The organism is Rhodoferax sp. GW821-FHT07F03, assembly GCF_059418745.1.
Genome location: NZ_JBWKQM010000005.1, coordinates 273,802 through 298,232, shown reverse-complemented (window position 1 = coordinate 298,232; position 24,431 = coordinate 273,802). Strand labels below are relative to the sequence as shown.

The window sequence follows — 24,431 nt, the reverse complement described above, 5'->3', positions numbered from 1 at the left end:
GTAGTTTCTCTTGTGCGAACTACGGTAGCACCCACGCATAAAGTTATTTATCAATTGATGTCTGGCTTGCAGCAGGCATTTCACACTTCCAGCCACTCCTGACGCAAGGCATTGTCCTCACGCAACTGCTGCGGCGTACCCTCGAACACGATGCGCCCCCGCCCCATCAGCAATACGCGGTCAGCTATGTCCAGGGCAATGGCCAGTTTTTGCTCCACCAGCAGAATCGCCATACCCTGGCTGCGCAACTGCTGAAGGGTGGCGGCCATGTGCGCCACCAGCTGCGGCGCCAGGCCTTCAGTCGGCTCGTCTACCAGCAGCAGCTGCGGGTTGCCCACCAGGGTACGCCCCAGGGCCAGCATTTGCTGCTCGCCGCCGGACAGCACGCCGCCAGGGGCATGCTGGCGGGCTTTGAGCGGGGGAAACATCTGGTAGATCGCATCCAGATCCCACGGGCCCTTGGGGCCGGCGGACTTCTGGCCCAGCAACAGGTTCTGCTGCACGCTCAGCCGCGGAAAGATGTCGCGGCTTTCGGCAACATAGCCCAGGCCACGCTGCGCAATCTGAAACGGCTGCAGCCCCAGCAGTTCCTGCCCCATCCAAAGCGCCGAGCCTTCTGCGCGGACCAAGCCCATCAGCGCCTTGGCCGTGGTGGACCGGCCTGCGCCATTGCGCCCCAGCAGGGCAACGATTTCGCCCGGCCGCAGGTCGAACGACAGCCCCTGCAGCACATGGCTGTGGCCGTAGTAGGCGTGGAGCTGGCGTACCTGCAGCATCAGGCGGTGGCCCCCAGATAAACAGCTTGCACCTGCGGGTTGGCGCGTATGGCGGCCGGTGTGTCGCAGGCGATGATCTGCCCCGCCACCATCACAGCTATTTTGTCCGCCAGCGCATATACCACCTGCATATCGTGCTCCACAATCAATAGCGTTTTACCCTGGGTCACGTCGCGTATCAGCTGCACGAAATGCGCGCTTTCGCTGGCCCCCATGCCGGCCGTAGGTTCGTCCAGCAGAACAGTGTGGGCACCGCCGGTAATGGTGATACCCAGCTCCAGCGCGCGCTGCTCGGCATAACCCAGTTCGCCAGCCAACACATCACGTTTGGCGCTCAGCTGCACCTGGGCCATGCAATGCTCTGCCAGGGCATTGGCATCCTTCAGGCCCGACAAACGACGCCAGAAGCTGTAGCCATAGCCCAGGCTCCACAACACGCTGCAACGCAGGTTTTCAAACACGCTGAGCCGTTCGAATACGTTGCTGACCTGGAAGCTGCGCGACAGGCCCGCCCGGTAGATCTGGAAAGGTGTTTTGCCTTGTATGGCCTGGCCTTGCAGCACGACACGGCCGCTGTCTGGCGCATGTTTGCCGCTGATGAGGTTGAACAAGGTGGACTTGCCCGCGCCGTTGGGGCCGATCAGCGCCACCCGCTCGCCCGCCGCCACGGCCAGGCTGGCACCCCGGATGATGTCTACCGGGCCAAAGCTTTTACGCAGGCCTTGCAGCTCCAGTGCTGGCACAGGTTCCGTCATATCCGGCGCGCCCCCATAAACATGCCGCCGCCCGCCAGCAATACCAGTGCCGCGCCCAGCCAACAGGTCCAGCGGCTGGCGTCCAGTTGCAAGCCCATCCAGCGCAACTCCGGCCCCAGCGAAGACTGCAGTTGCAGCTGGTAGGCCATCTCTACCAGCATGGAAAGGCCCACGAAGGCCATCGCTGCACACAGGGTCAAAGCCACATAACGCGGCCATCGGCGCCACTGCAGCCGGTGCGCCACCAACACACTGGCGATACCCCCCGGTGCCACAATCACGATGGCCAGAAACATCAAGCCCAGGTACAGCAGCCAGGCCTTGGTCAAGGTACTCAACAACACAAAACACAGCACCATCAGTACCGCGCCAATGATCGGCCCCCAAAAGAACCCCGTGCCGCCCAGCACCGTGAACAATAGGTAGGTCCCCGAGCGCTGGCTTCCCAGCACGTCGGCAGTCACTATCTCGAAGTGCAAGGCCGCCAAGCCGCCGGAAATACCTGCGAAAAACCCCGCCACCACCACCGCCATGAAGCGCACACGGCGGGCGTTGTAGCCTACAAATTCGGCGCGCTCCGCGTTATCGCGCACGGCGTTCAGCATGCGGCCCAGGGGGGTCAGGGTAAAGAAGTACATCAACGCCGTGCAAACGCCGGTATAGGCAGCCACCAGGTAGTAAACCTGGATTTGCGGACCGAAGCTGATGCCCAAGGGCGCAGCACCTTGCACGCGGTTGCCGGCCAGGCCCGATTCGCCGCCAAAGACCGCCGGGAACAACCACGCCATCGCCGCCACCAGCTCGCCCAGGCCTAACGTCACCATGGCAAACGTAGTGGCAGAACGCTGCGCACTCATCCAGCCCAGCAGCAAGGCCAGCACGGCCCCGGCCACGCCACCTACCAAGGGCACCAGGCTGACCGGTAGCAGCGCCAGGTTCAACACATGCATGGCGGCAAACGCGCCCAGCCCGGCGTACACCGCGTGGCCAAAGCTCAGCATGCCGCCCTGCCCCAGCAAAATGTTGTAGCTGAGGCAGACGATGGTGGCGATGCCCATCTGCGTCAGCAAACTTTGGCCCAGGCTGCTGTGGAACACCCATGGCACCGTCAGCAGAAGCGCCGCCGAACCGCCCCACACCGCGGCCTTAGTCAGCACGCCGCCCCCACAGCCCTTGCGGTCTGGCCACCAAAACGATCACCAGCAATAAGTAGGGCAACAGTGGCGCGATCTGGCTGACCTTGATGCGCCGCAAGGCATCGCCCCAGGAGCCTGGGGCGACCAGCCATCCGAGTACCGGGGTATCGATGCCCACCGCCAAGGTTTGCAGCATGCCCACCAGCAAAGACGCCAGAAAGGCCCCCTTCAAAGACCCCATGCCGCCCACCACCACGACCACAAATACCACGGAGCCCACGGTGGCAGCCATGCCCGGTTCGGTCACAAAAGCGTTGCCCCCCACCACACCCGCCAGGCCAGCCAGCGCAGCACCGCCGGCAAACACCCCCATGAACACGCGAGGCACGTTGTGGCCCAAGGCCTGTACCGCATCCGGGTGCGTCAGCGCCGCCTGCACCACCAGGCCGATCCGGGTACGCGCCAACACCAACCACAGCCCGCCCAACATGGCCAACGCCACCAGCACCATGAAACCGCGATAGGCAGGAAACGGCGAGCCCCACACATAGAACAAAGGCCCCGCCAATTGGGTTGGAATGCGGTAGTCCACCGGCCCCCTGCCCCAGACCAGTTGCACCAGTTCGATCAGCACCGTGTTCAACCCGAATGTCACCAGCATTTCGGCGATATGCCCATGGGCATGCATGCGGCGCAACACGAACTTTTCAAACCCCGCGCCCAGCAAGCCCACGGCAGCCGGAGCCAACACCAAGGCCGCCCAGAAGCCAAGCCACTGCGTCAGGCTGTAGGCGAAGTAGGCCCCGAGCATGTAAAAGCTGGCATGGGCCAAATTCAGCACCCCCATCATGCTGAAAACCAGCGTCAATCCCGCGCTGAGCATGAACAGCATCAGCCCATAGGCCAGGCCGTTCAACAAAGATAGGGTGAAAAACTCCATGCGTTTCCAGGGGTGGGGCCACGCGGTGCGGTGGGGCGGAAGTGTAGCTGGCGCTAAGGCCCGGTGAACGTCCCCCTTGGCGAAACAGGTGATCGGTTAGCGGACTACTTGGCGGCTGTGGCTGCCGTATTGGCCGGTGGCATCACGCTGCCAGTGGAATTTGGTTTTGACGCGGTGGTCGCGGTCGGTGTAGACCATCACGCTTTCGCGTATAGGGCATCGACTACTATATTTTTGATAGCTTCCTGCGCAGGTCGGGCGGTCGTGAGGGGCCGACTTTCTACAAATTCTGTGTGCTTACATTTGAATGCTTTTTGAAGTCACTTTTCAAAGCGTATGGTGACCAGTTCAGGGAGAATCCCTGCATGCATTTCTCGACCAATCCCGCCCGCCCGCACACCTCTACTACTAGCAAATCATTGGGCTTATTTAGCTTGTTGCTTAGTACCTGTTTAACAGCTTGCGGACAAACTGGCCCCAACGCATCAGCACCGCCCGCAGCGGCGAATTCCCAAGCTACCGCCGCCCCTGCGTCAACAGCAGCGAAGGCTTTGGCTGAACGAGTAAAAAAAGAGCTTGTGCACCTACCCGGTGGCACCTTTGAAATGGGCGACTGGGGCAATGCCGATGGGCTGCCGTACGAGGCGGAAACCAACAACAAGCCTGCACACGCCGTCACTCTGGACGGTTTTTCTATCATGGCTTACAAGGTAACTTACGACGACTTCGATTTGTTTACCGATAGTGTGGGTGAGCAGCGCATCGACCAGACAAAATTCGGCCTCAAGTACCGCGCCCCACGCAAGCCTGCCGGAGTGAACTGGTTTGGAGCCAAGGCATATTGCGCATGGCTCGGCCAGCTTACCGGCATGCCGTTTGATTTGCTGACCGAGGCGCAATGGGAATACGCGGCTCGCTCTGGCGGTAAGAAAGTACTGTTTGCTACGGATAACGGGAAGATTGATAAGAATAGGAACTACCCTTGGGACACCGAGGACCAACGCACACCGGATATCGGCACCTACCCTCCGAACCCTGCGGGTCTGTATGGAATGTTGGATTACTTTGCCAGTGAATGGGTCAATGACTGGTACGACCCGGACTATTACAAGAACTCGCCCACACACAATCCCAAAGGCCCAGTGGTGGGGCAACCTGCGCAAGTGAGCCATCCCGAATTTGGACCGGGAAAAGTTATTAGGGGACACTCATCGCCGGGAAATAGCCCTGCATTCGGTGGATTTGTTTTTTCTAGGGGGGGCAAAACTCCGAAAGAGGTTCGTCCTGATTTTGCGGGGCAATACCCTGGTTTTAGTGGCTGGTCCACCGCTCAGTTCCGTTGCGCAGTCAACTAATCTAAGTCGATACTATCGCCGTAAAGGGTACTAATTGCGCTTTTTACGAGATGCCTTGGCCTTGCGAATAGTGCTGCGAAGTGTTTCGTTGCGATTTGAGTCATTGCTGTCAAACACCACTAGGTCATCTTCGTCCGAAGTCCATGCCCAAAAGAGCACAAACACCAACCCTAAAAAAAACCACTTCACAACGCTCCAAACCAGCCGCGCAACCCAACCGATCAAAGCAAAGGGGCTCCACAAAAGCCAGCGAATCCCGTTACCAAGCATCGTAGTTACGGCGGCAAAGCCACCGACCTCTGAGTGCACCGATTGCTTCACGTCAAGCGTGCGCACTAGGGTGAGACAGCGGAAACTGCGCGTAGGCAAAGCTAGGATCGTCGTTACGCATAAACGGGCGCTGAATCATCGGCTCAGCCTTGGCGACCTGGACACTCGCCCGGTCCAGCCCGCCCGCAAAACTGGACCCGTCCAGCAAATCATTCATGGCCACCACATTGCTGCGGTTGCCCAGCTCGCCCATCGCCGTAGTAATACGGTCTAGCGTGTTATCTAAATGCCCCCGCGTTTGCGTGGTTGCCAACAAACTATCCACGCTAAAAGCGGCCATCTGCCGCAACTCGCGGTTCCCCGCGTACTGAGGTTGGTTAGCAATCTCGGTAATGCTGGCGATCATGGCCCCACGGGCCTCGGGTGGCATGTAAGCAAACCACCCCCAACCGCTGCGCATTTGCTGTTCCATTTCGCGGATGAAGCGCTCGCCTTTTTGACGAACTGCATCTACGGCGTTGTCATAGATTTGCCCAATATCCCGTACGTCTTCCAATGCTGAATCCACAAAATCCTGCAATGTCTTCTCACCGGCTTGCACCATGTAAAGCACTTGGTTGAAGGCGTAAAAAATAGGTTTCGCCATCAACCCTTGCAACTTTGTGTAATCCGCCTGCTTCAACTGGTGCGCTACGCATCCAACGAAGTCAAAAATCGTCTTCCCCCCCACCTTGCAAGACACGCTACCCTCCCCGCCCAACCCCAGGCAAGCTCCGGCCTTGGCCGCAATCACAAAGTTACCGTTTTTGTAGCCGACCTCAAACCCCAGCGAAGCGGCCAAACCTTCGATGCCAGCTATACCCGCCCCCACATTGGCTACATCCACGTACTCGGCCCATGTCTTACTCGGGTCTTTACGCTTGGGGTTTTTGGCATCGGTGAAACCCTCAGGATTCAGCCATTGCAGGGCACCTGCCAGGTCCACGCCTTCTTTGAGTCCGGCGAACACTTTGGCTTCGGCCCCGGCGCTAGCCTTGGCTTTTACGGCCTTGGTGTTTTTGGGTACCCCTCGCAGACCCTGCTTACTCGCGGTCAACATGAGGCCTACATTTGCCTCCAGAGCCAAGCTGGCCCCCGCCAATGCATAGAGGGCCATCTCGCCGCGCAGCCTAAAGTGGCCAAGGTCCAGCGCCACTCCTGCACCGGCAGGGGTCAGGTGCCAACCTGCGTAGTGGGGCATAAAGAGGGTAGTTGTCACCTTGGCCTCGCCCAGTGCCATCGACGCCTCAGCATTGGCCTTGACGTTGAACTGCGCGGCTTTGGCTGCTCGTTTGAAGCGGCTCTTCCAATCTTTGTCACGTTTGTCAAAAATGTTGCCTTGGAAGCCTTGCACGTTAGCCTCCAATCCTGCGCCGGCGGCCCATCGCATCAACTGGGCTTCAGCCTTCAAATCTACTTTACGATGTGGATCATTCGGGTCCGCGTTAACAGGACCGAAGATGCCTTCCACAATTTCCTTTTGCTCACGCTCCAGAAAGGTCTGAGCCGTAGAGCCCATAGCCTTGGACCAGTCGCTAAAAAATAGGCCCGTATATTCGTCACCGTCCTTGGGTTTGAGCTTCCATTTCTTCTCAAACTTGGCTTTGTCGATCGCAGTTTCCGCAATCCGGCGTTTGATCTCTTTACCGTTGAGTGTCATGCCGTTGTGCAATTTATCCTTGGCGCCCTTCTGTCGCTCCGCCTTGCCCTCGACCAGATAGACGCGTTTGTCAGCCAAGGCACTTTTAATTTTGTCGGCAGACACGTAATAGGTCTTATCCCGAGCATTGCGTGCCTGGGTCAGTGGCAGTAGTTCCACGAACTTTTTTTGGTCGGCCTTGATGTCTGTCAGCTTGTCTATCTTGGTCTTGGCAGCTTCGCTTTTTACATCCAAAGTAGCCAGCGCTTGATCAAGTTCATCTTGGGCCTTTTTGAGATCGGCTTTAGCTGGATTCGGGTTGCGCAATAGCTCTGTCAATGCAAGTGACTTTTCTGTTACGTCCTGATTGGCTGCTTGCAGCTCTTCAATCGCCGTGTTATTCGCTTCGCCTTCAGCACGTAACGCTAAAAACTCTTCCGGATACAGCGCAATGAAGGCATTTTCATCAGGCCGATACAGCAAGTAGCCGTCGCCCAGAGTGTGGGTTACGTCAATGAAGGTATTTAGTTTGGCGTCTGTGTTGACGGCCTTATTGGGTTGCAGTACTTCGGTCATGGCGGGTTTCGCTTTAACGTAAATATGTTTGTCAAGCTCGGGACAGTTTTGCCACACTAGCCAAGGAAGTAAAGGGGAAACCGACTAGGGGCAACTGCAGGGCACTCAGTTGTCAAGAAGGAAAACTTTGATCCCCTGCGCCTTGGCTGTATGTACGCGCTGGGTTTTTCCAAGAGCATCGGTTACGCCCTCCACCAGCATCTTGCCGCTGTCGTCTTCAACGCGGTACCGCACGTGCGCCATGGCTTCCCCCGTTTCTTGATTCTTCACGACAAACGCCTCGTTGTACCTCTCCAAGACTGACGGCTTGGGTAAGTTGCTGCCTGGCGCATTCACACTCCCCGGCCCGGTCAGTTCCACAGCACTGCCCTTGAACGCCATAGTCCCCGGCCCCTGGATGGTGATGTTGCCCCCTTCAATGCGCAGCCCCGCCCCGCTCGCGGTCAGTAACACATGCTGCTCCGCACTGACGTTGATTGCACCGGTGACGCTGGCCACCGTAATGCCCTGGTCAGCCGTCAGCCGTGTCTGGCCACTCTGGCTTTGGCTGCTGACCTTGCCGCTGGCGGAATGCAGGGCGATGCCGGTTTCCTGGTTCGGCTGGCTGGCGTTGCTGACTTTGCCGTAGGTGAAGAAGCTGATGCCGTCTTTGATCAGGTGGTGACTGTTGCCTTGGGCCGCCAGGTTGATGGCGTTTCCTGCGGTGATGCTGCTGGTGTTGCCGGCACTGAAGACGCCGCTTTCGGGGGTGGCGGTGGTGATGCCGCCTTTGCCGCTGAGCTGGAGCAGGGGTTCGCTGTAGGCAGTGGCGTCTTGGTCCTGGGTTTGCAGGATGTCTATGCTGCGGGCCTGTTGTTCTACGGCGGGCAGCTTGGCGGGTTCGGGCTGGGCTTTGAGTTCGGCTTTGTGCTTTTGCGCTGTCTCGGCCAGGCTGGTGTGCAGCTGTTGGCTGGCCTGGGCCTGAGCTATCGCCTCCTGGCTGTCGAGCTGGGTGCGGCTGACGTTAGCTCTAGCGTCGGTACTCAGCAGCATGCCAGCGCCGGCCCGGCTGGCGTGGCTGTGCGGAGTTTTGAGTTCCGCACCGAAGCCCACCGGATTCAGTCGTTGGTTGTCGCTTTGATGGCGCAGCTGGCCCAGGTTGAGTTCAGCCGTTCCCTGGTGCGGGGAAGCATGGCTTTGCAGAGCGGTGCGGGCCTGGCCGTCACTGTCGTCAAACACCAGTTGGTTGTAGCCACCTGCGCCTTGCTGGCTGGCGGACAAGGCCTGGGTTTTGATGCCGCTCAAGGCTGCGGGGTGGGCATGGCCGTCGGCCTCACCGGGGAACCATGCGGGGGCGTTGCCGGTGCTGCTGCCAGCACCACTAGGGGCCTGGTTGTATTGGGCGTCGGCAGTGCCTTGGCCGTTGTAGACGCTGCCGGTGATGACGGGGCGGTCAATGTCGCCCTCGATGAAGTCCACCCAGGCTTCCTGGCCTATGCGGGGGATGGCGACAGCGCCCCAGTTGGCGCCTGCGGTGGGGGCCAGGCTGGCGGCGACCCGGACCCAGGTGCCGCTTTGTTCATTGGCGGGCGCCCCTGTGTGGGCTCCACCTTGGCCTTGCTGGCTGGGGTGGCTCTGGCGGCTGTGACTGCCGTATTGGCCGGCGGCATCACGCTGCCAGTGGAATTGGACTTTGACGCGGTGGTCGCGGTCGGTGTAGACCACCTGCCCGGCTGGGCCTACCACGATGGCGGTTTGCTGGCCGTAGACGCTGGGCTTGGGGTGGAGCAACTGGCCCTGGCTACCTACCACGGAGCCCCTGTACGGAGTGGTGTTGCGAATGGCGTCTACGCGGTTGCGGTACAACGGTTTGTCGCTGCTGGAGAGATTACTCAATGCTTCCCGCATGCTATTGAATAGATAGCTGCCTGCGCTGGTAGTACCAGCGCCAGAGGCCGATTTGGCATTTATTCCTGAGGCATCTTCCTGTTCTCCACCCAAGCGCTGGTCTACTGCGGCACGCAGCTCGGCACTGAGGTTGTTGTGCGCCAGGTGGACGACACGCAACAGGGTGTAGCGGCGTTCGTCCTCAGGTGGTTCTTCCAACAACGTGGATAGATCGGCCTGGCCGCTGAGCACGAAGTGGGTGCCGGGGGCGAAGCTGCGTACGGTGCCGGCTCCGGTGTAGAGCTGGCGGGCGACATCCAGGGCCTGTAGCTGGTTGCGGGCCAGACGCTGGCCTTGGGCCGGGGTTTCGAAGGCATAGGCGCCGGGGGCATCCCGGTGGGCCAAGGGGATGGCGCCGGTGGCATCGGATTCCCCATTGCCGGTATTGCTGGCCAGCGCTGGGCGGCTGGTACCGCCACGGTAGTCCCATGTGCTGAGTTGCACCGTGCGGGCCTGCCAGCGGCTGAGGCTGCGCCAGCGGTCGACACTGTCGCGTTGCATGACTGCGCCGGGCTGGGTGAAGGCCACATCCGCGCTGGCGTTGGGCTGGAATGCGCCGTTGTGGTCGGCTATCACAACGGTGTGGGTGCCCAGTGCGGGGCTGTTGGCATCGCCCACATGCTCGACCCAGGCGAACAGGCCTTCTTCGGCCATGAGCCGGGTGATGAAGGCCAGGTCGGTTTCCTGGTACTGGGTCGTCAGACTGCGTTTGGGGTAGGCAGACTTGTCGGCAATATCAAACCGCCACTGCGGCTGCAGAGCGCCTTGGCCCTGGTAGTCCTGGAAGATGGAGTCCAGGATGTCAAAGACCTGCATGTCCTGGAAGCTGGCGCTGTCCTGGCGCTGCGCCAGAAAGGCGAGCCAGGGTTCTACGGTCAGTTGGTAACGGGCCAGACCGCCGTTGGCACCCAATTGCTCAACATGGGTGATATGGCCATGGAAGGGACGCAAATCGGTACGGCTGGCATCGGTAAGCAGCTCCAGTAGCACTGGCTGGCCCAACAACGTGGACAGGTCGATATGGGCGTCTTGGCTCAGGCAGCGTATGTACCAACGGGTGCCGCAAAACGCGGGGTCCGCGGCCAAGCCGGTCCCGGCTTCGTCTTGCACGCCCAGGTTGCCAGGGTACAAGGACTCTACCGCCTGCAGACGTTCGGCCAGCAGTAATTGTCCTGGCAGAGTGGTGTGCAAACGCAGCAAACGGTCGGACTGGCCCCAGCTGTCGAGCATGCTGCTGAATACGCCACTGAGCGGGCCAAGACTGGCGATGGTGCTGATCGCGGTCATATGTGCTTACCGGTTCACTTACTGTATGGCGTACTTGAAGTCGCCCTTTTTATTGGCGCTGACCTTGATCTTGCGGATAAGGCCGCCTGTGGCCATCTGGGCCAGCACGCTTTCTGATATTTCAGGCAACAGGCTGCCGTTCAAGATGTTGTCTACATTGCGGGCACCCGAATCCACCTCGGTGCAGCGGGCCAGGATTGCATCCACCAGCGCGTCGTCATACACAAACTCGGCTTTGTGGTTGACGGCAATGCGCTTCTGGATGCGCGATAGCTTGAGCTCGATGATTTGCGCCAGCACCTCATCGCCAATGGGGTAGTACGGAACCACCTTCAGCCGCCCTAGGAAAGCGGGTTTGAAGGCCTTCATCAGCTGCGGCCGGATCAAGGCTTCCAGCGCTTCGGTGCTGGGTAGTTCATCAGCCGTCTTGTTCAGGCAGGCCTGCATCATCTGGCTGGAGGCAACATTGCTGGTCAAGATGATGATGGTGTTCTTGAAGTCGATTTCGCGGCCCTCGGCATCGTCCATCACACCTTTGTCAAAGACCTGAAAGAACAGCTCCATCACATCGGGGTGGGCTTTCTCGACTTCATCCAATAGCACTACGCTGTAGGGGTTGCGGCGCACGGCTTCTGTCAGCACACCGCCCTCGCCATAGCCCACGTAACCAGGTGGCGAACCTTTCAGGCCAGACACGCTATGCGCTTCCTGGTATTCGCTCATATTGATGGTGATGAGCTTTTTCTCGCCACCATACAAAGCGTCGGCCAAAGCCAGCGCAGTCTCGGTTTTGCCGATGCCGCTGGGGCCTACAAACAGGAACACGCCCTTGGGCTTGTTGGGGTCGTCCAGGTTGGCGCGCGAGGTGCGTACACGCTGGGCAACAGCTTCGATGGCATGGGGCTGGCCCAGAACGCGCTCTTGCAGCAGGTCCTTGAGCTTGAGCACGGTTTTGATTTCGTCACTGACCATCTTGCCCAGAGGGATGCCGGTCCAGCTGGCAACAATTTCAGCTACGACATGACCATCAACCTGGACGGGGACTAGGGGTGTTTCGCCCTGGTGGGTTTTGAGTTCTGCCAACAGTTGCTGAAGAGCAGCCAGCTCCGGGCTATCGCTGGCTTTGGTAGGCTTCTTGATCGCTTTAGCCGGTTTGGAAGCGCCCTCCGCCACCACGGTTGGTGCCTGCACTGCAAGCGCTTCCAGAGCAAGACGAGCGGCCTTTATTTTTTGTGCAAGGGCTTGCTCTGTATCCCAGCGCGCGGTCTGCAGCACTAGCTCCGCGTTGGCCGCATCGCGTTGGGCGAAGAGTTCTTGCAGCCGCTCTCCGTGTTGGCTGCCACTGGCCTGCTCGCGCTCCAGGTTGGCAATCTCGGTGTGCATGCGGTCCAGATGTTTTCGCAGATTTTCCAGCACGGCCGGGACCGCGCTTTGCCCCAGCGCGACTTTCGCGCAGGCCGTATCCAGTACGCTGATCGCCTTGTCGGGCAATTGACGGCCGCTGATGTAGCGGTGGGACAGGCGCACTGCTTCGGTGATGGCTTCGTCAAAAATACGCACGTTGAAGTGCTTCTCCATCACCGCAGCCATGCCGCGCAGCATGGCACAAGCCAGTTCTTCGCTGGGCTCTTCCACCTTGATCACCTGAAAGCGTCGAGCCAACGCCGCGTCTTTTTCAAAATACTTTTTGTATTCACCCCATGTGGTCGCAGCGATAGTGCGCAGCTCGCCCCGGGCCAAGGCCGGTTTGAGCAAATTGGCCGCATCGTTCTGGCCGGCTTGGCCGCCTGCTCCGATCATCGTATGGGCTTCGTCAATGAACAAAATGATGGCGTGTGGGCTCTTCTTCACCTCGTCAATCACATTTTTCAGCCGATTCTCAAACTCACCTTTGACGCTGGCGCCAGCCTGCAGCAGGCCCATGTCCAAGGTGTGGATTTCTACGCCTTGCAGAACTTCGGGCACATCCTTCTGTGCTATGCGCAAAGCCAAACCTTCTACTACGGCGGTTTTACCCACACCGGCTTCACCCGTCAGAATGGGATTGTTCTGCCGGCGCCGCAGCAAGATGTCGACGGCCTGGCGTATTTCCGTATCGCGGCCTATCACCGGGTCTACCTTGCCTTCGCGAGCCCGCTGCGTGAGGTTGGTGGTGTACTGGTCCAAGGCAGGAGTCTTGGTGCCTGTTCGAGCGGACAGATCACCGACAGGATCGCCGCCCTGCTCTTGCGTAATGGATTGCACACGGGCTCCTTCTTCAGAACCCTCGGTCAATTTGGCTAGGTTGTGCTTCAGTTCGTCCAACTTGAATTTGACAAACAGCTTGGACCCTCTGTAGGCCAGCTGCGCCAAATCGGGCTGGGTCAATAAAGCCAGCAAAAGATGGCTGCTGCGTATGCGCGCAGACTGGTTGTCCAGTGAAGCAATCAGCCAAGCGTGTTCGAACAAGGTTTGCAGGTGCGGCGACAGCACGGGTGTGCGCGTGTTGCCAGTTTTGAAGCGGCCGATTTCGGCCTCTAGATCTGATTGCAGGCTCTCGACACTGATGCCGGACTTACGGGCAATCACGGCAAAGTCGCTGTGGGGCTGCTCCAGCAAAGCCAGGAACAAATGCTCCAGATCGACTTCGTATTGACCTCTGCTGGTACACATATTGGCTGCGCGTTCTGTCGCTAGCCGTGCGTGGTCGTTGAGTTTGCTGATCAGTGTTTTGAGATTGGTGCCCATCGCCTACTTTCGCGTCTAAAAATCTGCAGCCAGCGCATGGATGTCGTAACAGACGTCCGCGCGGTCCTGCACTTCTGGTTTACTAGTCAAAAATAAATCCCACCCAAGCCGACCACTTGGGCCATCCGCACCTAAGCGGGCGCCGGATACATCAGAAGAGCGCAATACCAATTGCACCTCGTACTCCAGACATACGCCGGTGAAAAGGGTGAGTATTTTTTGCAAAGCTACAGCCGCCTTGGCCCTTGGCAAAAACTGTTCAAAATCTGCGCGGGCCAGCGGCCCTACGCGCAGACGTACCCGCAGGTCACGTTGCCAGACACGCGAGCCCACCATCGCAGCCGTGCCTAACACGGCATTGGTTGACCCTAGTTGCGTTTGGTGCTCACGTGGCACGTGGTACCACATGCCGACAAACTGCTCTAGCGCGATGGGTACCGCAAAATATTCGCTTAAAACGCGCTGCAACAGCGCAGCAGATGTGGGGCGCTGACGTACGGCGGCGGCAAACCGCGCAATGGACTCATCAAGAACGCCCTCTCCGTCGCTCCCCAGACGGCTATGCAGAGAGCTTTGTCCCAGACCCGATAACGATAGCAACAACGGGAGAAACCCGTCTTTTCCCTCGGCTTGGTCGTAGTGCAACTCCAGCCGGTACTTACGCCAGGCACGGTAAAACAAAGCCAATGCACGATTGGAAAAAGTGTCCAGAAAAGCACGTGGGCCTTCATCTTTTTCCAAAGCCTGATGCGCAGCAACACGCTCGGTGTAATGGTTTGGCAGGGCTCCATTGCCGCCCAGAAAACCCATGAATGTAGGCGTCAAGCTGAAATGCTTGAATGCCTCGCTCTGCATTGCAAGCTCAGACTCCACCACCGACGCATCCGGCTCCGACGGAAAAACCGCAAGGCTCTCGACTTCACTAGCCGGATAGCCAAGAGAAATCCGATTGGCAAAGCGTATGTGGTTGGACAGCATCTGCTCCGAACCCACACCTCTTTTCTTAAACCACAGTTCGATCAGCCGCACCGACTGGAAGAACTGGAAGCGATATGGCGTGGCGAGCAGGCGCTGAACTACGCTAGGCTCAAATCTCCGCTTCGTGGTCGGCATCGCAACAGCTCCTCCCCATTTCTTTTGGATGTAATGACGAGTTGGGTAAAACTGTTGACGTGTACGTATAGCCCTAAAAACCGGTCAATCAGGCTGGCAAACACATGCAAGCCACTGCCGACGAAGCCCTCTTCATCCAGCGTCAGACGCACTTCAACTCCCCGTACCAGGCTGGCAAATGGATTGCCAGGTAACCACGCAGTGGCCGCACGGTGTTCTATGGAGAAGATTGCTCCGATCTGGCGCTGCGTTGTCGCAGAACGCGACAAGTCATACAAGGTCAAAGTTTCGCGAAAGGCATCAACCCCACCTTTGGTCAACGATAAATGGTTCAACGCCAGATGCGAAATCAGGCGCCAATGGGCTCCTCGTCCACGCTCAAAGCGCAGGGGGGCGCTGGGCTTGCGCAGCAAACTCATGGACTTGACCAACGTGCCACCCTTCAGAAACAAATCACCGCCTGGCAGCCCGTAGGCCAATGCGGCAGGCAGGTCACGATTGGTCGCCGTGAGTTCCAAACTCAAAGTCTGCGTCTCAATCTCGGCGGGATCAAAGTCAATATCAACAATCGAAATTTCTGCCTCATACCCCGGGCTTCTGAGAGCCACAATTTCATTGCGGCGCATGACCCAGTAATGCCCCTCTTTGCCCGGCACCTGGCCGTGGCGCAAAGAATAAAACGGACGGAATTCGGTGACAGACTCACCCTGTGGCGATTGTCGAACCAGTTTGACTGAGTCAATTGCGTATACCTCGAACGCAAATGCATTCTGCGAATCCGCGACCACCGGATACTGCGCACCCGTATGCGTGAGGCGAATGGGGTCACCATGTTGTTTAAACAGATTGACCACGGGCGTACACCCCAATAGCAGATTCTTGGCCGATAGCGTGCCCAACATCCGCGCGATATTCGAATCTGAACGCAGACCCTCCAGCGCCAAATGCAGAATAAATCCCTTACACCCCAACGGCAACAGCGCCAAAATGGGCAAGAGCTCCAGATCAAAAAAATTGAATTTCTCTGGAAAAGAGAAATACTCAGTCAACAGACGGTAAGCAGGATGCGAATTGGCAGGGAAATCAATCAGTGCATCTTCTTCGTCAAAGCCAACCTCCCGAATTGGAACGGCTGGCAGTGTCTTCCATTGCGTCGTTTTAGGCGGCTCAACATAGGCTCGCACACTACGGGTAAACAATGCGTCCCGCAAAGCTGCGCAAAAGGATGGCTCTCCATCGATAAACACTCTGAGTTTGCCAATACCGAGTTGACCAACGCCAAGCTGCTCAGACAGAACATCTATGTGAATGCTGATTTTTGAAGTGACCTTGGGTGGCAACACAACGGATTCCGGAGCCGCCACAATGGCATCGAACTGCGCATGAGACAGCCGAATAGGAGCAACAACCACGTCATAAGCGGTTTGAAATCTACACTCAACACCCTTAACCGGACGGGTGCTCACCTCCGTCCCTCGCGGCATTAGAGTTGCTGCCGTCAACTGGGATATGTTGACACCCGAATCCATACGTGCGATCGCACACGATGGAAATGGTCTCAAATAATGTGGGTAAAGCACTTCAAACAGTGCTTCCGTAAACTCGGGGTAGTCGTCGTCGATGCGTTTAGAAACTCGCGCACTCAGCAGCGCAAATGACTGGATCATGCGCTCGATGTGGGGATCCTCACAAACCTCCCCCACCATCAATAGACTACCCGCAATTTTCGGATAACGTTCCGAAAATTCGCGCGAATACCGCCTTAGAAAGCCTAGCTCTCGCTCATAGTAAGGAAGAAGTTCTTGCAACTTAAATTCCGATCCGTGCCGTATACCGGGATTTTTTAATTGAATATTGCAAAGACGATGGTTGCAATACGGCATCAAAACTAACTGGCTCCTGGGTTGTACTCACAACCAAAAGCGCTGAAATGGAAAAGCTCAATCTATTGATCTTGCCGTCCTGAACCTCCAGAGAAGCCCGCACACTTCTTAATCGAGGTTCGTGACGAGCAATCGATTGCTCTAGATTGCGGCAAATAGTGGCTCTGTCATCCGTACTGGCCAAACTCATACCTGCAAAATCATGCAAACCATAGTTGATGATCGAGGTCGAACATTCGGGATATTTTTTTAAATTGTCCAACGTAAAAACAGCACGTGTGTTTAAAAGGGACTCAAGGTCACGGGCTACCTCATCCTTCAATTCTTCTAGCGACAACAACCGTACGAGGCTCTGCGATGAAGATCGCGCACCATCGCCAAGTAATTTCTCAAACAATCCTGAAGAAAATCCTTTCATATATATTTATATCCAAATGAAATAACCACCAACGAAAGTCAGTGGTTATTTCAAGTGACAAGATCTTAGGCAACCTTGTTTTTAGACAGATCCCAGCCGCCAGAGGTATTACCACCAGCGCCGCCGCCAATCTTCTGCTGCGTGTACTTCCATTTAACCAACGAGTATTTCAAGGAAACCACATCCGTCAAAATACTACCTTCAGCGACAGAAGAGGAAACGCTGCTGATAATCAGGTTTTCAATTTCAATTTCGAAGTATTTGACGCGCTCACCTTTGCCATCAGCGCGCAAAAATTCAAATTTTGCCTTGGCAATCGTTTTGCCAGACGAGCTATTTTGCAACAGCAAGGGTGTTGACAAATCAGCAAGTTTTGTGAAAACGATATCTTTATGTTCACAGCGTTCGGCAGTGTGCCCGCCGCCTGTAGATGCCGTCGCGGATTTTGGCTGCAAAACACCAAAATCAACGGATTGACACTCAATCCAATCTTTGTGTGAATCATCGGTAGATTCACCCTTAATGCCATCAATCTGCAAATATACGTCAATTGCCATAATTTACCTTTCGGTTATGTTGTATAAAACAACGGTTAAGACTTGGAGGACTGAGGCAATTCAGCCACCAAGCGGAGAGATACTGACAATTCATCCAGCTGAAAGTGCGGGCGTAAAAAAGATACTGCACGGTAAACACCCGGCCGGCCTGGCACTTCAGAAACCTGCACAGACGCCTCCCGTAAGGGGAATTGCGCTTTTGCCTCTTGGCTAGCGTTGTCATCCAGCAGCACATACTGCGCAATCCAACGATTCAAGAAATCCTCCACATTGGATGCTGCAGCAAAACTGCCAATCTTGTCGCGCATCATGGATTTCATGTAATGGGCAATACGAGATACCGCAAAAATATATTGCAACTGAGAAGACAAAACCGCGTTGGCGTTGGCTGATTCCGTGTTGTAGCTTTTTGCCTTTTGCGTAGATTGCGCACCAAAAAAAGCCGCGTAATCGGTATTTTTGCAATGCACAAGCGATATGAAACCAAGATCACTCAGTTCTTTTTCGCGTCGATCCGTAATTGCAATTTCGGTCGGACACTTTAAAGCGACTTCACCTTCATCAGTTTTAAAAGTGTGGGTTGGCAAATCCTCAACCAAACCACCACCCTCAACGCCACGTATTGCGGCACACCAACCGAAGTCTTCAAAGGCTTTGGTCAGTTTCGTTCCGAAAGCATATGCTGCGTTACACCACAAATATTTTTCGTGGTCTGTTCCATCTACATCTTCTACAAAATTAAAACCTTCCACAGTTAATCCATCTCTGGGATTAAATGGCAGTCGTCCCAGAAACCTCGGCAAGGTTAAGCCCACATAACGTGAGTCTTCTGATTCACGAAAGGATTTCCATTTTGCATACTCAACTGTGTCGAATATTTTTGCCAAATCACGTGGCTTACCTAAATCGCTGTATGTTTCCAGTCCGAACAATTCAGGTGACGCAGCGGAAATAAATGGAGCATGAGCGGCCGCTGCTATACGCGACATTTGCTCAATAAAATACATGTCTTCTGGTTGTCGCGTAATTTCGAAATCACCAATCAGACTCCCAAATGGAGCTCCACCAAAAGTGCCAAACTCTTCCTCGTACACCTTTTTGAACATCGTACTTTGATCAAACTCCAAAGCTGAATTGAAATCTTTGATCAATTCTTTTTTGGTGGCATTTAAAACTTTTATTTTTAAATTTTGACCAGTTGACGTGTTTTTTACCAAGTAATGCAGCCCGGTCCAGCTACTTTCCAACTTTTGGAATTCGGCTGCATGCATGATCGCACTTACTTGATTAGAAATAAGTCGATCAATTTCGGCAACACGTGCATCCAAGGTCGCCATCAAGTTCTCTGACACCACCACAGTGCCGTCCATGACCTGATTTACCAGCTCAGAAATAATATCTTTTGCCCGGGTGTGCTCGGCACTTGACTTGGCAACCTTACTTTGCTCAACGATTTGATCCAACAAACCAAGCTCAGTCTGCACTTCAACGGCAGCCTCTGCTGTATTTTTTTGTTCAGACATAATTACCCCGATTACTTGGTAGTTTTTTGACTTAGTTCCGCCAGCTTTTCCGTATTGTTAAGCACATCATTGAGAATATCTTCAAGCTTCTCACTGCCAGCCAATTTATTACGCAAATCAGCCAGTTTTGTACGCGCCTCTAATAGTTTTTGGAGGGGTTCCACCTGCCTCACCACCGCTTCTGGACGAAAATCTTCCATGGATTTAAATTTCAGATCCACAGAAAATTCACCGCCTTTCTCGCTCAATTCATTTTTTACGCGATATGCAGCTCGCGGCTCCAGCCCCTTCATAACCTCATCAAAGTTGTCCGGGTCAATGTTAATAAATTTGCGATCCTTTAACTTGGCCATGGCAATTTCAGAGTTACCACTAAAATCACCAACAACACCGGTCACAAATGCCAGTTCTTTCTTTTCAATAGCATCACCAATTTCGACGTCATAAGTCATTTGCACCCGTGGCGGACGCACTTTTTGAAGTTTCTTTTGAATGCTTTCACTTTTAGCCATGTTCACTCCACAGGTAACAAAAATTTAAAATGCTGCGGGGAGCAATGTATCTCTTGCAGCAGGCAACCGAACTACTTTAATCCACCAAATGGATTAGATTTCCCCGAGTCTGGAGTGTCGACCTTGGCCGAAGCGCTGGTAGGCTTGGAACTTGCCGCCACCGGCTTCACCGCAAGGGGGGCCGATGCACGTGGCCGGGGAGCCGTAGCTGCGGGAGGAGGCACCAAAACAGTTTCACCAAGATTTTCACGAAGCAACTTGGCAAGGTCTTGAGCTTCATTTTTGACGGTACCAGACAGCGCATTTTGGGTACGCAAATCGGCGAGAGATTTTGTTGCGAGACGTAAACCGCTCACGGTCACAATACTATTGGCAATCTTATCTGAAGGATCTCGCTGCAATGCCTCCAAAGCATTTATGATGGCTTCGCCATAGATTCCACTATCAAATTTAATCTGTGCCATGCGTAACCATGGTGTTTTATCAGCAGGAAATTTATTGGCAGCATCTTTAAATAGACTTAATGCCTGATCCGTTTGCCCTGCTGCCTGAGCAGCATTTGCATCTGTTACTGCAGACTCCAGGGTCACCTTGACAGGCTCGGGAGTTTTAACTGGCGCGGCACACCCGCCCAAAAGAGATGCCAGCAACAAAAAATAAACAGAATTCAATTTACGAATATGCACGCTTAATGCTCCTAGTACAAAACAATGTTTTCATTGTTGAAAATGCGAATCTGTCTATGTTAGCGCAGGTTGCGTGCGAAATTTTCGGGTCTTCCATCTTGCAGCTTCGTTTTCAGAAACCTTCAGAAGCTTTCAGTTGATCAATGAAGCGCAGTTAGAGCCTCTAGAACTGCAAGCAAAGACGCACTTGGACGGCATAATTTGCTTTGTTTAACCGATAAAAAGCACACATCACTCTTAGCATTGGATCAATACAAGTGCGCGAATCTGACTTTCGACAAACATCATTTTCTTCATCAAAATTGTGGAAAAAATTCTTTTATCAGATCCTGATGGTTTTTTCTTTTTTGGGGATCGCAGGATGCTCGGCGACATCTGCCGTCTCGGTTTTGGGGGCAGTAGCTAATTCCGCACTCGAGGCCACAGGCCTTAAAAAGCCGGATGCTCCTGAGGTGCCGGATGCCTTAAAGGTGCCTCGCAATGTACCGATTAAACTGCACGCCAGCGACACTTTGAACCTGGATGCATCCGGACGCCCACTTGCGGTTATTGCAAAGATTTACAAACTCAAACAAAACACTGCATTCTCTCAAGCCCCTTATGACGTTTTCTTGAATTCTCAAAAGGAAAAAGAAGCACTAGGTGCTGATTTATTGGAAGTTCGAGAAATTACACTAATACCAGGCCAACGTTACGAGGCAATTGAAAAAGTCAGCTATGAAGCCGGATATATTGGCGTTGTTGCATTATTTAGAAACCCAGTCCCATCACGCTGGAGGGTTGATTTCCCCGCGGCACAGGCAGAAAAATCCGGCATCGTTCTAGGATTGCATGCTTGCGTTCTGACCGTGGGGGTTGGCACTACTTCGACCGACACACAAAGCAAAAATCCCATGCTGGCGCCAGTACGGTGTCCACAATAGTTTTACTAAAAACGAATATATAAAAGAGATCCATACTGTGAATCAATCTGACAAGGTTTTGTGGGGCGAGGGCTTGTTCCTGCGTCCACAGCATTTCCAGCGCCAAGATAGCTACCACGAAAGTCGTCTGCACCAGACCGCTACAGCGCTTCACCCTTATGCCTGGGGTGTCCAGCAACTCAAAATTGACCGGGATGCTTTGGCCAATAACTCTTTTCGGTTGTTGGACCTGTCCGTTATTTTTCAGGACGGCGAAATTTACCGCGCGCCTGACGGTGACGATTTACCAGAAGCCGTTGCTTTGACAGATCTGCCACCCACGCTGCAAACCATTACCTACTATGCGGCACTGCCAGCGCTCAAAAGTTTTGGCGGCAACTTTGTGGCAAATGCGAATGGTCAACAGTCGTCCCGCTACACCCAGGCCAATCATGAGACACCCGACCTTTTCACGGATGCGGCCAAAGCCGAAGTGGTTTACCTCAAAAAGTCGGTGCGACTTATTTCCGAACTGGAACCACGTGACGCCATGGTCTGCCTGCCTATCGCTCGATTACGCCGTTCCAGCCAAGGCGGCTTTGAATTGGACCCGCATTTCATCCCACCCAGCCTATCTGTTGGCAGCGCGCCGCACTTGGTACTCAGGCTACGGCGCCTAATGGATGCGTTACAAGCCAAAGTCAGCGCGCTATATGGACACCACAGGGAACCCAGTAAGAACGTAGTTGAATTCCGCTCTGGAGACATATCGTCTTTTTGGCTTCTACACACTGCCAGCACGGCCTATGCTGCATTGAGCCATTACCAAAACAATCCTCTGTTGCACCCCGAGCGACTCTACGAGCAGCTGTTGGCTCTTACAGGCTCGTTAATGACCTTCTCCAAAAACTACGCGCTGAGCGATCTGCCACCCTATGTACACCAGGATCCGGGCCCCGGTTTTGCCAAGCTGGATGGCATCATCCGAGAGCTGCTGGACACCGTTATTTCATCGCGCTATTTTGCAATCGCACTGTCAGAGGCCAAGCCGTCTTACCACCATGGCATGCTGGATTCCGGAAAAATCGACGACAAGACGGCCTTGTACCTGGCGGTCGGCGCCGACATACCCGCGGTTGAACTAATTGACATCGTGCCGCTTCGCTTCAAGACCGGAGCGCCAGATGATGTGGAGAAGTTTGTGCTGGCGGCCATGCCAGGTGTGAAACTGGTGTACTCACCCCAGGTACCAGCTGCCGTACCGGTGCGACCTGATACTTATTATTTTGCAATCGACCCCAAAGGGGCCATGTATGAGCGTATGTTGCAGGCCCAGTCCATCTGCATTTACGTACCCGCAGGTATTCGTGGACTCAAGCTTGAACTTTTGGCAGTAACCGCATGACCTCATCCGCTCCCTCCCTGCTAGGTGCATCTGCAGCGCCATCCTCTAGCCCATTCTTTGCTAGCGAAGCCCCTGTGCACGCAAACTCCCTATTGGATTTGATGTACGACGGCTTCTACGCACTCTTCTTGCTCAAAGGTGGCAGTGCACCGCAGGATAGCGAGACACTGCTGGCAAGAATGCAGAAATTTTTAACCGTCGTGGAGCAAGGAGCCAAGAAACTGAATGTCTCCGCCGAAGATGTACACGCAGCTAAATATGCTTTTTGCGCTTGCGTGGATGAAATCGTTTTGCGCTCGCAATTTGCCATCCGCGATGCATGGGAACGCCGGCCTCTGCAGTTGGCGTTGTTTGGCGATCAGCTGGCAGGTGAAAACTTTTTCAACCAGCTGGAAGCCATGCGAGCCAAGGGTGCCGCGCACATTCATGCATTAGAAGTATTTCATATGTGCTTGCTGATGGGCTTTCAGGGCAAATACGTCATTGAGGGGCTGGAAAAGCTGAACTACATTACGGCTCGCCTGGGAGACGAAATCAGTCACATAAAGGGAAAAAGCGCCGGTTTCGCCCCCCATTGGGCTCGCCCTGACGCTATTGCCAATCGGCTTCGCAATGACGTTCCGGTATGGGTGATAGGCGCCATATTTGCCTTGATGGCTTTGTCCGCCTACGGTGTTTTAAGCTGGATGCTGCAACGCTCCACACAGGATGGCATCAACGGCTACAACGACATCGTGCGCTTGGCCCCACGCCCAGCCAACCTCACGATTACCCTCCCCTGAGGTTTCATCGTCCAGCATAAACAAATATAGCCGCTGACGCAGTAAACACCTGCGCTGGCAGCTACAAATAAATAGCATCAACGCTTAGCCTTGGCCTGGGCGTAGCGCGCAGCAGACAGTACGCTCAAAATTGCGGTCGTAACCATCTCCGGTCGATCTTGGTGGATGTTATGCCCGCTGTCTTCGCATACCCGCATGCGACCAAGCTTAGACATCTTGGCCAGGTTGCGCTGGCTGGCGTTCCAAACCTTGCCCAAGCGCTCGGGCCAGTTCGATGTGGCCTTGCCTTGCGAAAGAACAATCAAAGGAATAGGGGGGAAAGGCCCTGCCCGGCGCGCTTGCCGCATGGTCAAGGCGGACGCCGCCAGCTCCGCGCGGGTCGCTCGTGAAGAAAGCGCAAACAGGAGCTGTGGAGGCTGGTAGAGCAAGCGGTGCACGCCCTGCTGCCTACAGCGTTTGTCGAATTCAGAATGACGGGCATCGACTAACACCACTCCTGCCACGTCACCAGGATGCATGCGGGCGAACAATTTGACAAATGTGCCACCCAAAGAATGCCCCACAAGAATATAAGGCGGCTTGATTTCCTCCGCCTGCAGCAATGCCCGCAACTCTTGCACCACCTGGTGGCCGTCACGTTGCAAGTTGGATGGGTCACTGCCGCCATAGCCGGCCCGGTCATAGGCAAACACTCGGGCGACAGCGCTGACTTCATTAAAAATATTGCCCCAAATCTCCTTGCCGTCACCCAGGCCAGATTCGAAAACGACGGTAGGCCCGCCCTCGCCTGCACTGATGAATGAGCGCATGCCCATGGGCGTGTATGCCAGCAAAGGGGCTGGTAATGCCTGGGAGCGCAAGGATGGATCTACACGAAGACGCTCCAATTGGGGTTCGGCTTGCTGTGAGGCTTGCTCGGGATGCTGTGCGACAGGTGCCCCGACGGTGTAGCGAGTTCGCGGCTGCAAAACCGGCGCCAAGCGGCCGACCGCCGATCGCACCACCGTGGTGCGCCGACTAGGAGGCAATGCATTCAAAGACGGCTGTGCCTCAAGCTTGCTTTTGTCGTCCAACTGGAGGGAAAAAGCTCTAACCATTTTGGAAAATCAAGGAAGACGCCATAAAAGTCATGAATTTACCAAGGAGACGATAGTGGCATGGTGCTGCCTCGCCGCATTTATAGATTATCAGATAGGCGTGGCAACTTGAATAAGTGCGGAAGGC

The 24,431-nt window shown here is 55.2% G+C and carries 20 protein-coding genes; 4 read left to right on the top strand and 16 right to left on the bottom strand.

Annotated features, from left to right (window positions below; genetic code table 11):
* Positions 1-80: 80 nt before the first annotated feature.
* The 4 genes from AC07R0_RS09555 to AC07R0_RS09540 are packed head-to-tail and all read right to left on the bottom strand — an operon-like array spanning position 81 to position 3,607.
* The gene (locus tag AC07R0_RS09555) at positions 81-776 is read right to left on the bottom strand and encodes an ABC transporter ATP-binding protein (RefSeq protein ID WP_495104616.1); all 696 of its coding nucleotides are present in this window, start codon (positions 774-776) and stop codon (positions 81-83) included.
* Entirely contained in the window at positions 776-1,531 is a 756-nt protein-coding gene (locus AC07R0_RS09550; protein ID WP_495104615.1) for an ABC transporter ATP-binding protein, read from the bottom strand. The genes AC07R0_RS09555 and AC07R0_RS09550 overlap by 1 nt, the downstream gene beginning before the upstream one ends.
* Positions 1,528-2,688, bottom strand: coding sequence for a branched-chain amino acid ABC transporter permease (locus AC07R0_RS09545; protein ID WP_495104614.1), 1,161 nt, complete (start codon positions 2,686-2,688; stop codon positions 1,528-1,530). Before AC07R0_RS09545 ends, AC07R0_RS09550 begins: the two co-directional genes overlap by 4 nt.
* Positions 2,678-3,607, bottom strand: a complete 930-nt coding sequence (locus AC07R0_RS09540) for a branched-chain amino acid ABC transporter permease (protein WP_495104613.1) — start codon at positions 3,605-3,607, stop codon at positions 2,678-2,680. Before AC07R0_RS09540 ends, AC07R0_RS09545 begins: the two co-directional genes overlap by 11 nt.
* A 365-nt stretch (positions 3,608-3,972) precedes the next feature.
* Between AC07R0_RS09540 and AC07R0_RS09535 the strand changes: the two genes are divergently transcribed.
* Entirely contained in the window at positions 3,973-4,962 is a 990-nt protein-coding gene (locus AC07R0_RS09535) for a formylglycine-generating enzyme family protein (protein WP_495104612.1), read from the top strand.
* Positions 4,963-4,992: 30 nt separating this feature from the next.
* On the opposite strand, the gene AC07R0_RS09530 is transcribed toward AC07R0_RS09535, so the two are convergent.
* From AC07R0_RS09530 to AC07R0_RS09480, 11 genes are all read right to left on the bottom strand, one after another.
* Complete coding sequence (locus AC07R0_RS09530; protein WP_495104611.1) at positions 4,993-5,283, bottom strand: hypothetical protein; 291 nt, start codon at positions 5,281-5,283, stop codon at positions 4,993-4,995.
* Position 5,284: 1 nt separating this feature from the next.
* On the bottom strand, positions 5,285-7,486 hold the full coding sequence (locus AC07R0_RS09525; protein ID WP_495104610.1) for a hypothetical protein: 2,202 nt from the start codon (positions 7,484-7,486) through the stop codon (positions 5,285-5,287).
* Positions 7,487-7,591: 105 nt separating this feature from the next.
* Positions 7,592-10,699, bottom strand: a complete 3,108-nt coding sequence (locus tag AC07R0_RS09520; RefSeq protein ID WP_495104609.1) for a type VI secretion system Vgr family protein — start codon at positions 10,697-10,699, stop codon at positions 7,592-7,594.
* Positions 10,700-10,717: 18 nt separating this feature from the next.
* Positions 10,718-13,426: a type VI secretion system ATPase TssH gene (tssH, locus tag AC07R0_RS09515; RefSeq protein ID WP_495104608.1), complete on the bottom strand. Its 2,709-nt coding sequence runs from the start codon at positions 13,424-13,426 to the stop codon at positions 10,718-10,720.
* Between the two features lie 15 nt (positions 13,427-13,441).
* Complete coding sequence (tssG, locus tag AC07R0_RS09510; RefSeq protein ID WP_495104607.1) at positions 13,442-14,539, bottom strand: type VI secretion system baseplate subunit TssG; 1,098 nt, start codon at positions 14,537-14,539, stop codon at positions 13,442-13,444.
* A complete protein-coding gene (gene tssF, locus AC07R0_RS09505; RefSeq protein WP_495104606.1) occupies positions 14,503-16,347 on the bottom strand; it encodes a type VI secretion system baseplate subunit TssF in 1,845 nt (614 codons plus the stop codon). Before tssF ends, tssG begins: the two co-directional genes overlap by 37 nt.
* A gap of 1 nt (position 16,348) precedes the next feature.
* Positions 16,349-16,840, bottom strand: a complete 492-nt coding sequence (gene tssE, locus AC07R0_RS09500; protein ID WP_495096726.1) for a type VI secretion system baseplate subunit TssE — start codon at positions 16,838-16,840, stop codon at positions 16,349-16,351.
* Positions 16,841-16,905: 65 nt separating this feature from the next.
* A complete protein-coding gene (locus tag AC07R0_RS09495; RefSeq protein ID WP_495096727.1) occupies positions 16,906-17,397 on the bottom strand; it encodes an Hcp family type VI secretion system effector in 492 nt (163 codons plus the stop codon).
* Between the two features lie 35 nt (positions 17,398-17,432).
* Complete coding sequence (gene tssC / locus AC07R0_RS09490) at positions 17,433-18,920, bottom strand: type VI secretion system contractile sheath large subunit (protein WP_495104605.1); 1,488 nt, start codon at positions 18,918-18,920, stop codon at positions 17,433-17,435.
* Positions 18,921-18,931: 11 nt separating this feature from the next.
* Positions 18,932-19,432 (bottom strand): type VI secretion system contractile sheath small subunit, encoded by a 501-nt coding sequence (tssB, locus tag AC07R0_RS09485; RefSeq protein ID WP_495096729.1) that lies wholly within the window; start codon positions 19,430-19,432, stop codon positions 18,932-18,934.
* Positions 19,433-19,503: 71 nt separating this feature from the next.
* The gene (locus AC07R0_RS09480; protein WP_495104604.1) at positions 19,504-20,118 is read right to left on the bottom strand and encodes a tetratricopeptide repeat protein; all 615 of its coding nucleotides are present in this window, start codon (positions 20,116-20,118) and stop codon (positions 19,504-19,506) included.
* Between the two features lie 257 nt (positions 20,119-20,375).
* Between AC07R0_RS09480 and tssJ the strand changes: the two genes are divergently transcribed.
* From tssJ to icmH, 3 genes are read left to right on the top strand one after another with little or no spacing between them, the layout of a single operon-like run.
* Positions 20,376-21,041, top strand: coding sequence for a type VI secretion system lipoprotein TssJ (tssJ, locus tag AC07R0_RS09475; protein ID WP_495104603.1), 666 nt, complete (start codon positions 20,376-20,378; stop codon positions 21,039-21,041).
* A 37-nt stretch (positions 21,042-21,078) separates the two neighbouring features.
* Positions 21,079-22,425 (top strand): type VI secretion system baseplate subunit TssK, encoded by a 1,347-nt coding sequence (gene tssK / locus AC07R0_RS09470; RefSeq protein WP_495104602.1) that lies wholly within the window; start codon positions 21,079-21,081, stop codon positions 22,423-22,425.
* Positions 22,422-23,207 (top strand): type IVB secretion system protein IcmH/DotU, encoded by a 786-nt coding sequence (icmH, locus tag AC07R0_RS09465; RefSeq protein ID WP_495104601.1) that lies wholly within the window; start codon positions 22,422-22,424, stop codon positions 23,205-23,207. The genes tssK and icmH overlap by 4 nt, the downstream gene beginning before the upstream one ends.
* 77 nt (positions 23,208-23,284) lie before the next feature.
* Here the strand turns inward: icmH and AC07R0_RS09460 are convergent, their stop codons facing one another.
* Positions 23,285-24,016 carry an alpha/beta fold hydrolase gene (locus AC07R0_RS09460; RefSeq protein WP_495096734.1) on the bottom strand — a complete coding sequence of 244 codons (732 nt, stop codon included), beginning with the start codon at positions 24,014-24,016 and terminating at the stop codon, positions 23,285-23,287.
* Positions 24,017-24,431 lie beyond the last annotated feature (415 nt).

What these genes read in the sequence shown, in the direction of transcription:
- AC07R0_RS09460 (WP_495096734.1), bottom strand. Translation starts at nt 24,016, where the DNA reads ATGCGCTCATTCATCAGTGCAGGCGAGGGCGGGCCTACCGTCGTTTTC.
- AC07R0_RS09525 (WP_495104610.1), bottom strand. Translation starts at nt 7,486, where the DNA reads ATGACCGAAGTACTGCAACCCAATAAGGCCGTCAACACAGACGCCAAA.
- tssE (WP_495096726.1), bottom strand. Translation starts at nt 16,840, where the DNA reads ATGAAAGGATTTTCTTCAGGATTGTTTGAGAAATTACTTGGCGATGGT.
- AC07R0_RS09550 (WP_495104615.1), bottom strand. Translation starts at nt 1,531, where the DNA reads ATGACGGAACCTGTGCCAGCACTGGAGCTGCAAGGCCTGCGTAAAAGC.
- icmH (WP_495104601.1), top strand. Translation starts at nt 22,422, where the DNA reads ATGACCTCATCCGCTCCCTCCCTGCTAGGTGCATCTGCAGCGCCATCC.
- AC07R0_RS09535 (WP_495104612.1), top strand. Translation starts at nt 3,973, where the DNA reads ATGCATTTCTCGACCAATCCCGCCCGCCCGCACACCTCTACTACTAGC.
- tssG (WP_495104607.1), bottom strand. Translation starts at nt 14,539, where the DNA reads ATGCCGACCACGAAGCGGAGATTTGAGCCTAGCGTAGTTCAGCGCCTG.
- AC07R0_RS09495 (WP_495096727.1), bottom strand. Translation starts at nt 17,397, where the DNA reads ATGGCAATTGACGTATATTTGCAGATTGATGGCATTAAGGGTGAATCT.
- AC07R0_RS09555 (WP_495104616.1), bottom strand. Translation starts at nt 776, where the DNA reads ATGCTGCAGGTACGCCAGCTCCACGCCTACTACGGCCACAGCCATGTG.
- tssH (WP_495104608.1), bottom strand. Translation starts at nt 13,426, where the DNA reads ATGGGCACCAATCTCAAAACACTGATCAGCAAACTCAACGACCACGCA.
- AC07R0_RS09520 (WP_495104609.1), bottom strand. Translation starts at nt 10,699, where the DNA reads ATGACCGCGATCAGCACCATCGCCAGTCTTGGCCCGCTCAGTGGCGTA.
- AC07R0_RS09540 (WP_495104613.1), bottom strand. Translation starts at nt 3,607, where the DNA reads ATGGAGTTTTTCACCCTATCTTTGTTGAACGGCCTGGCCTATGGGCTG.
- tssC (WP_495104605.1), bottom strand. Translation starts at nt 18,920, where the DNA reads ATGTCTGAACAAAAAAATACAGCAGAGGCTGCCGTTGAAGTGCAGACT.
- tssB (WP_495096729.1), bottom strand. Translation starts at nt 19,432, where the DNA reads ATGGCTAAAAGTGAAAGCATTCAAAAGAAACTTCAAAAAGTGCGTCCG.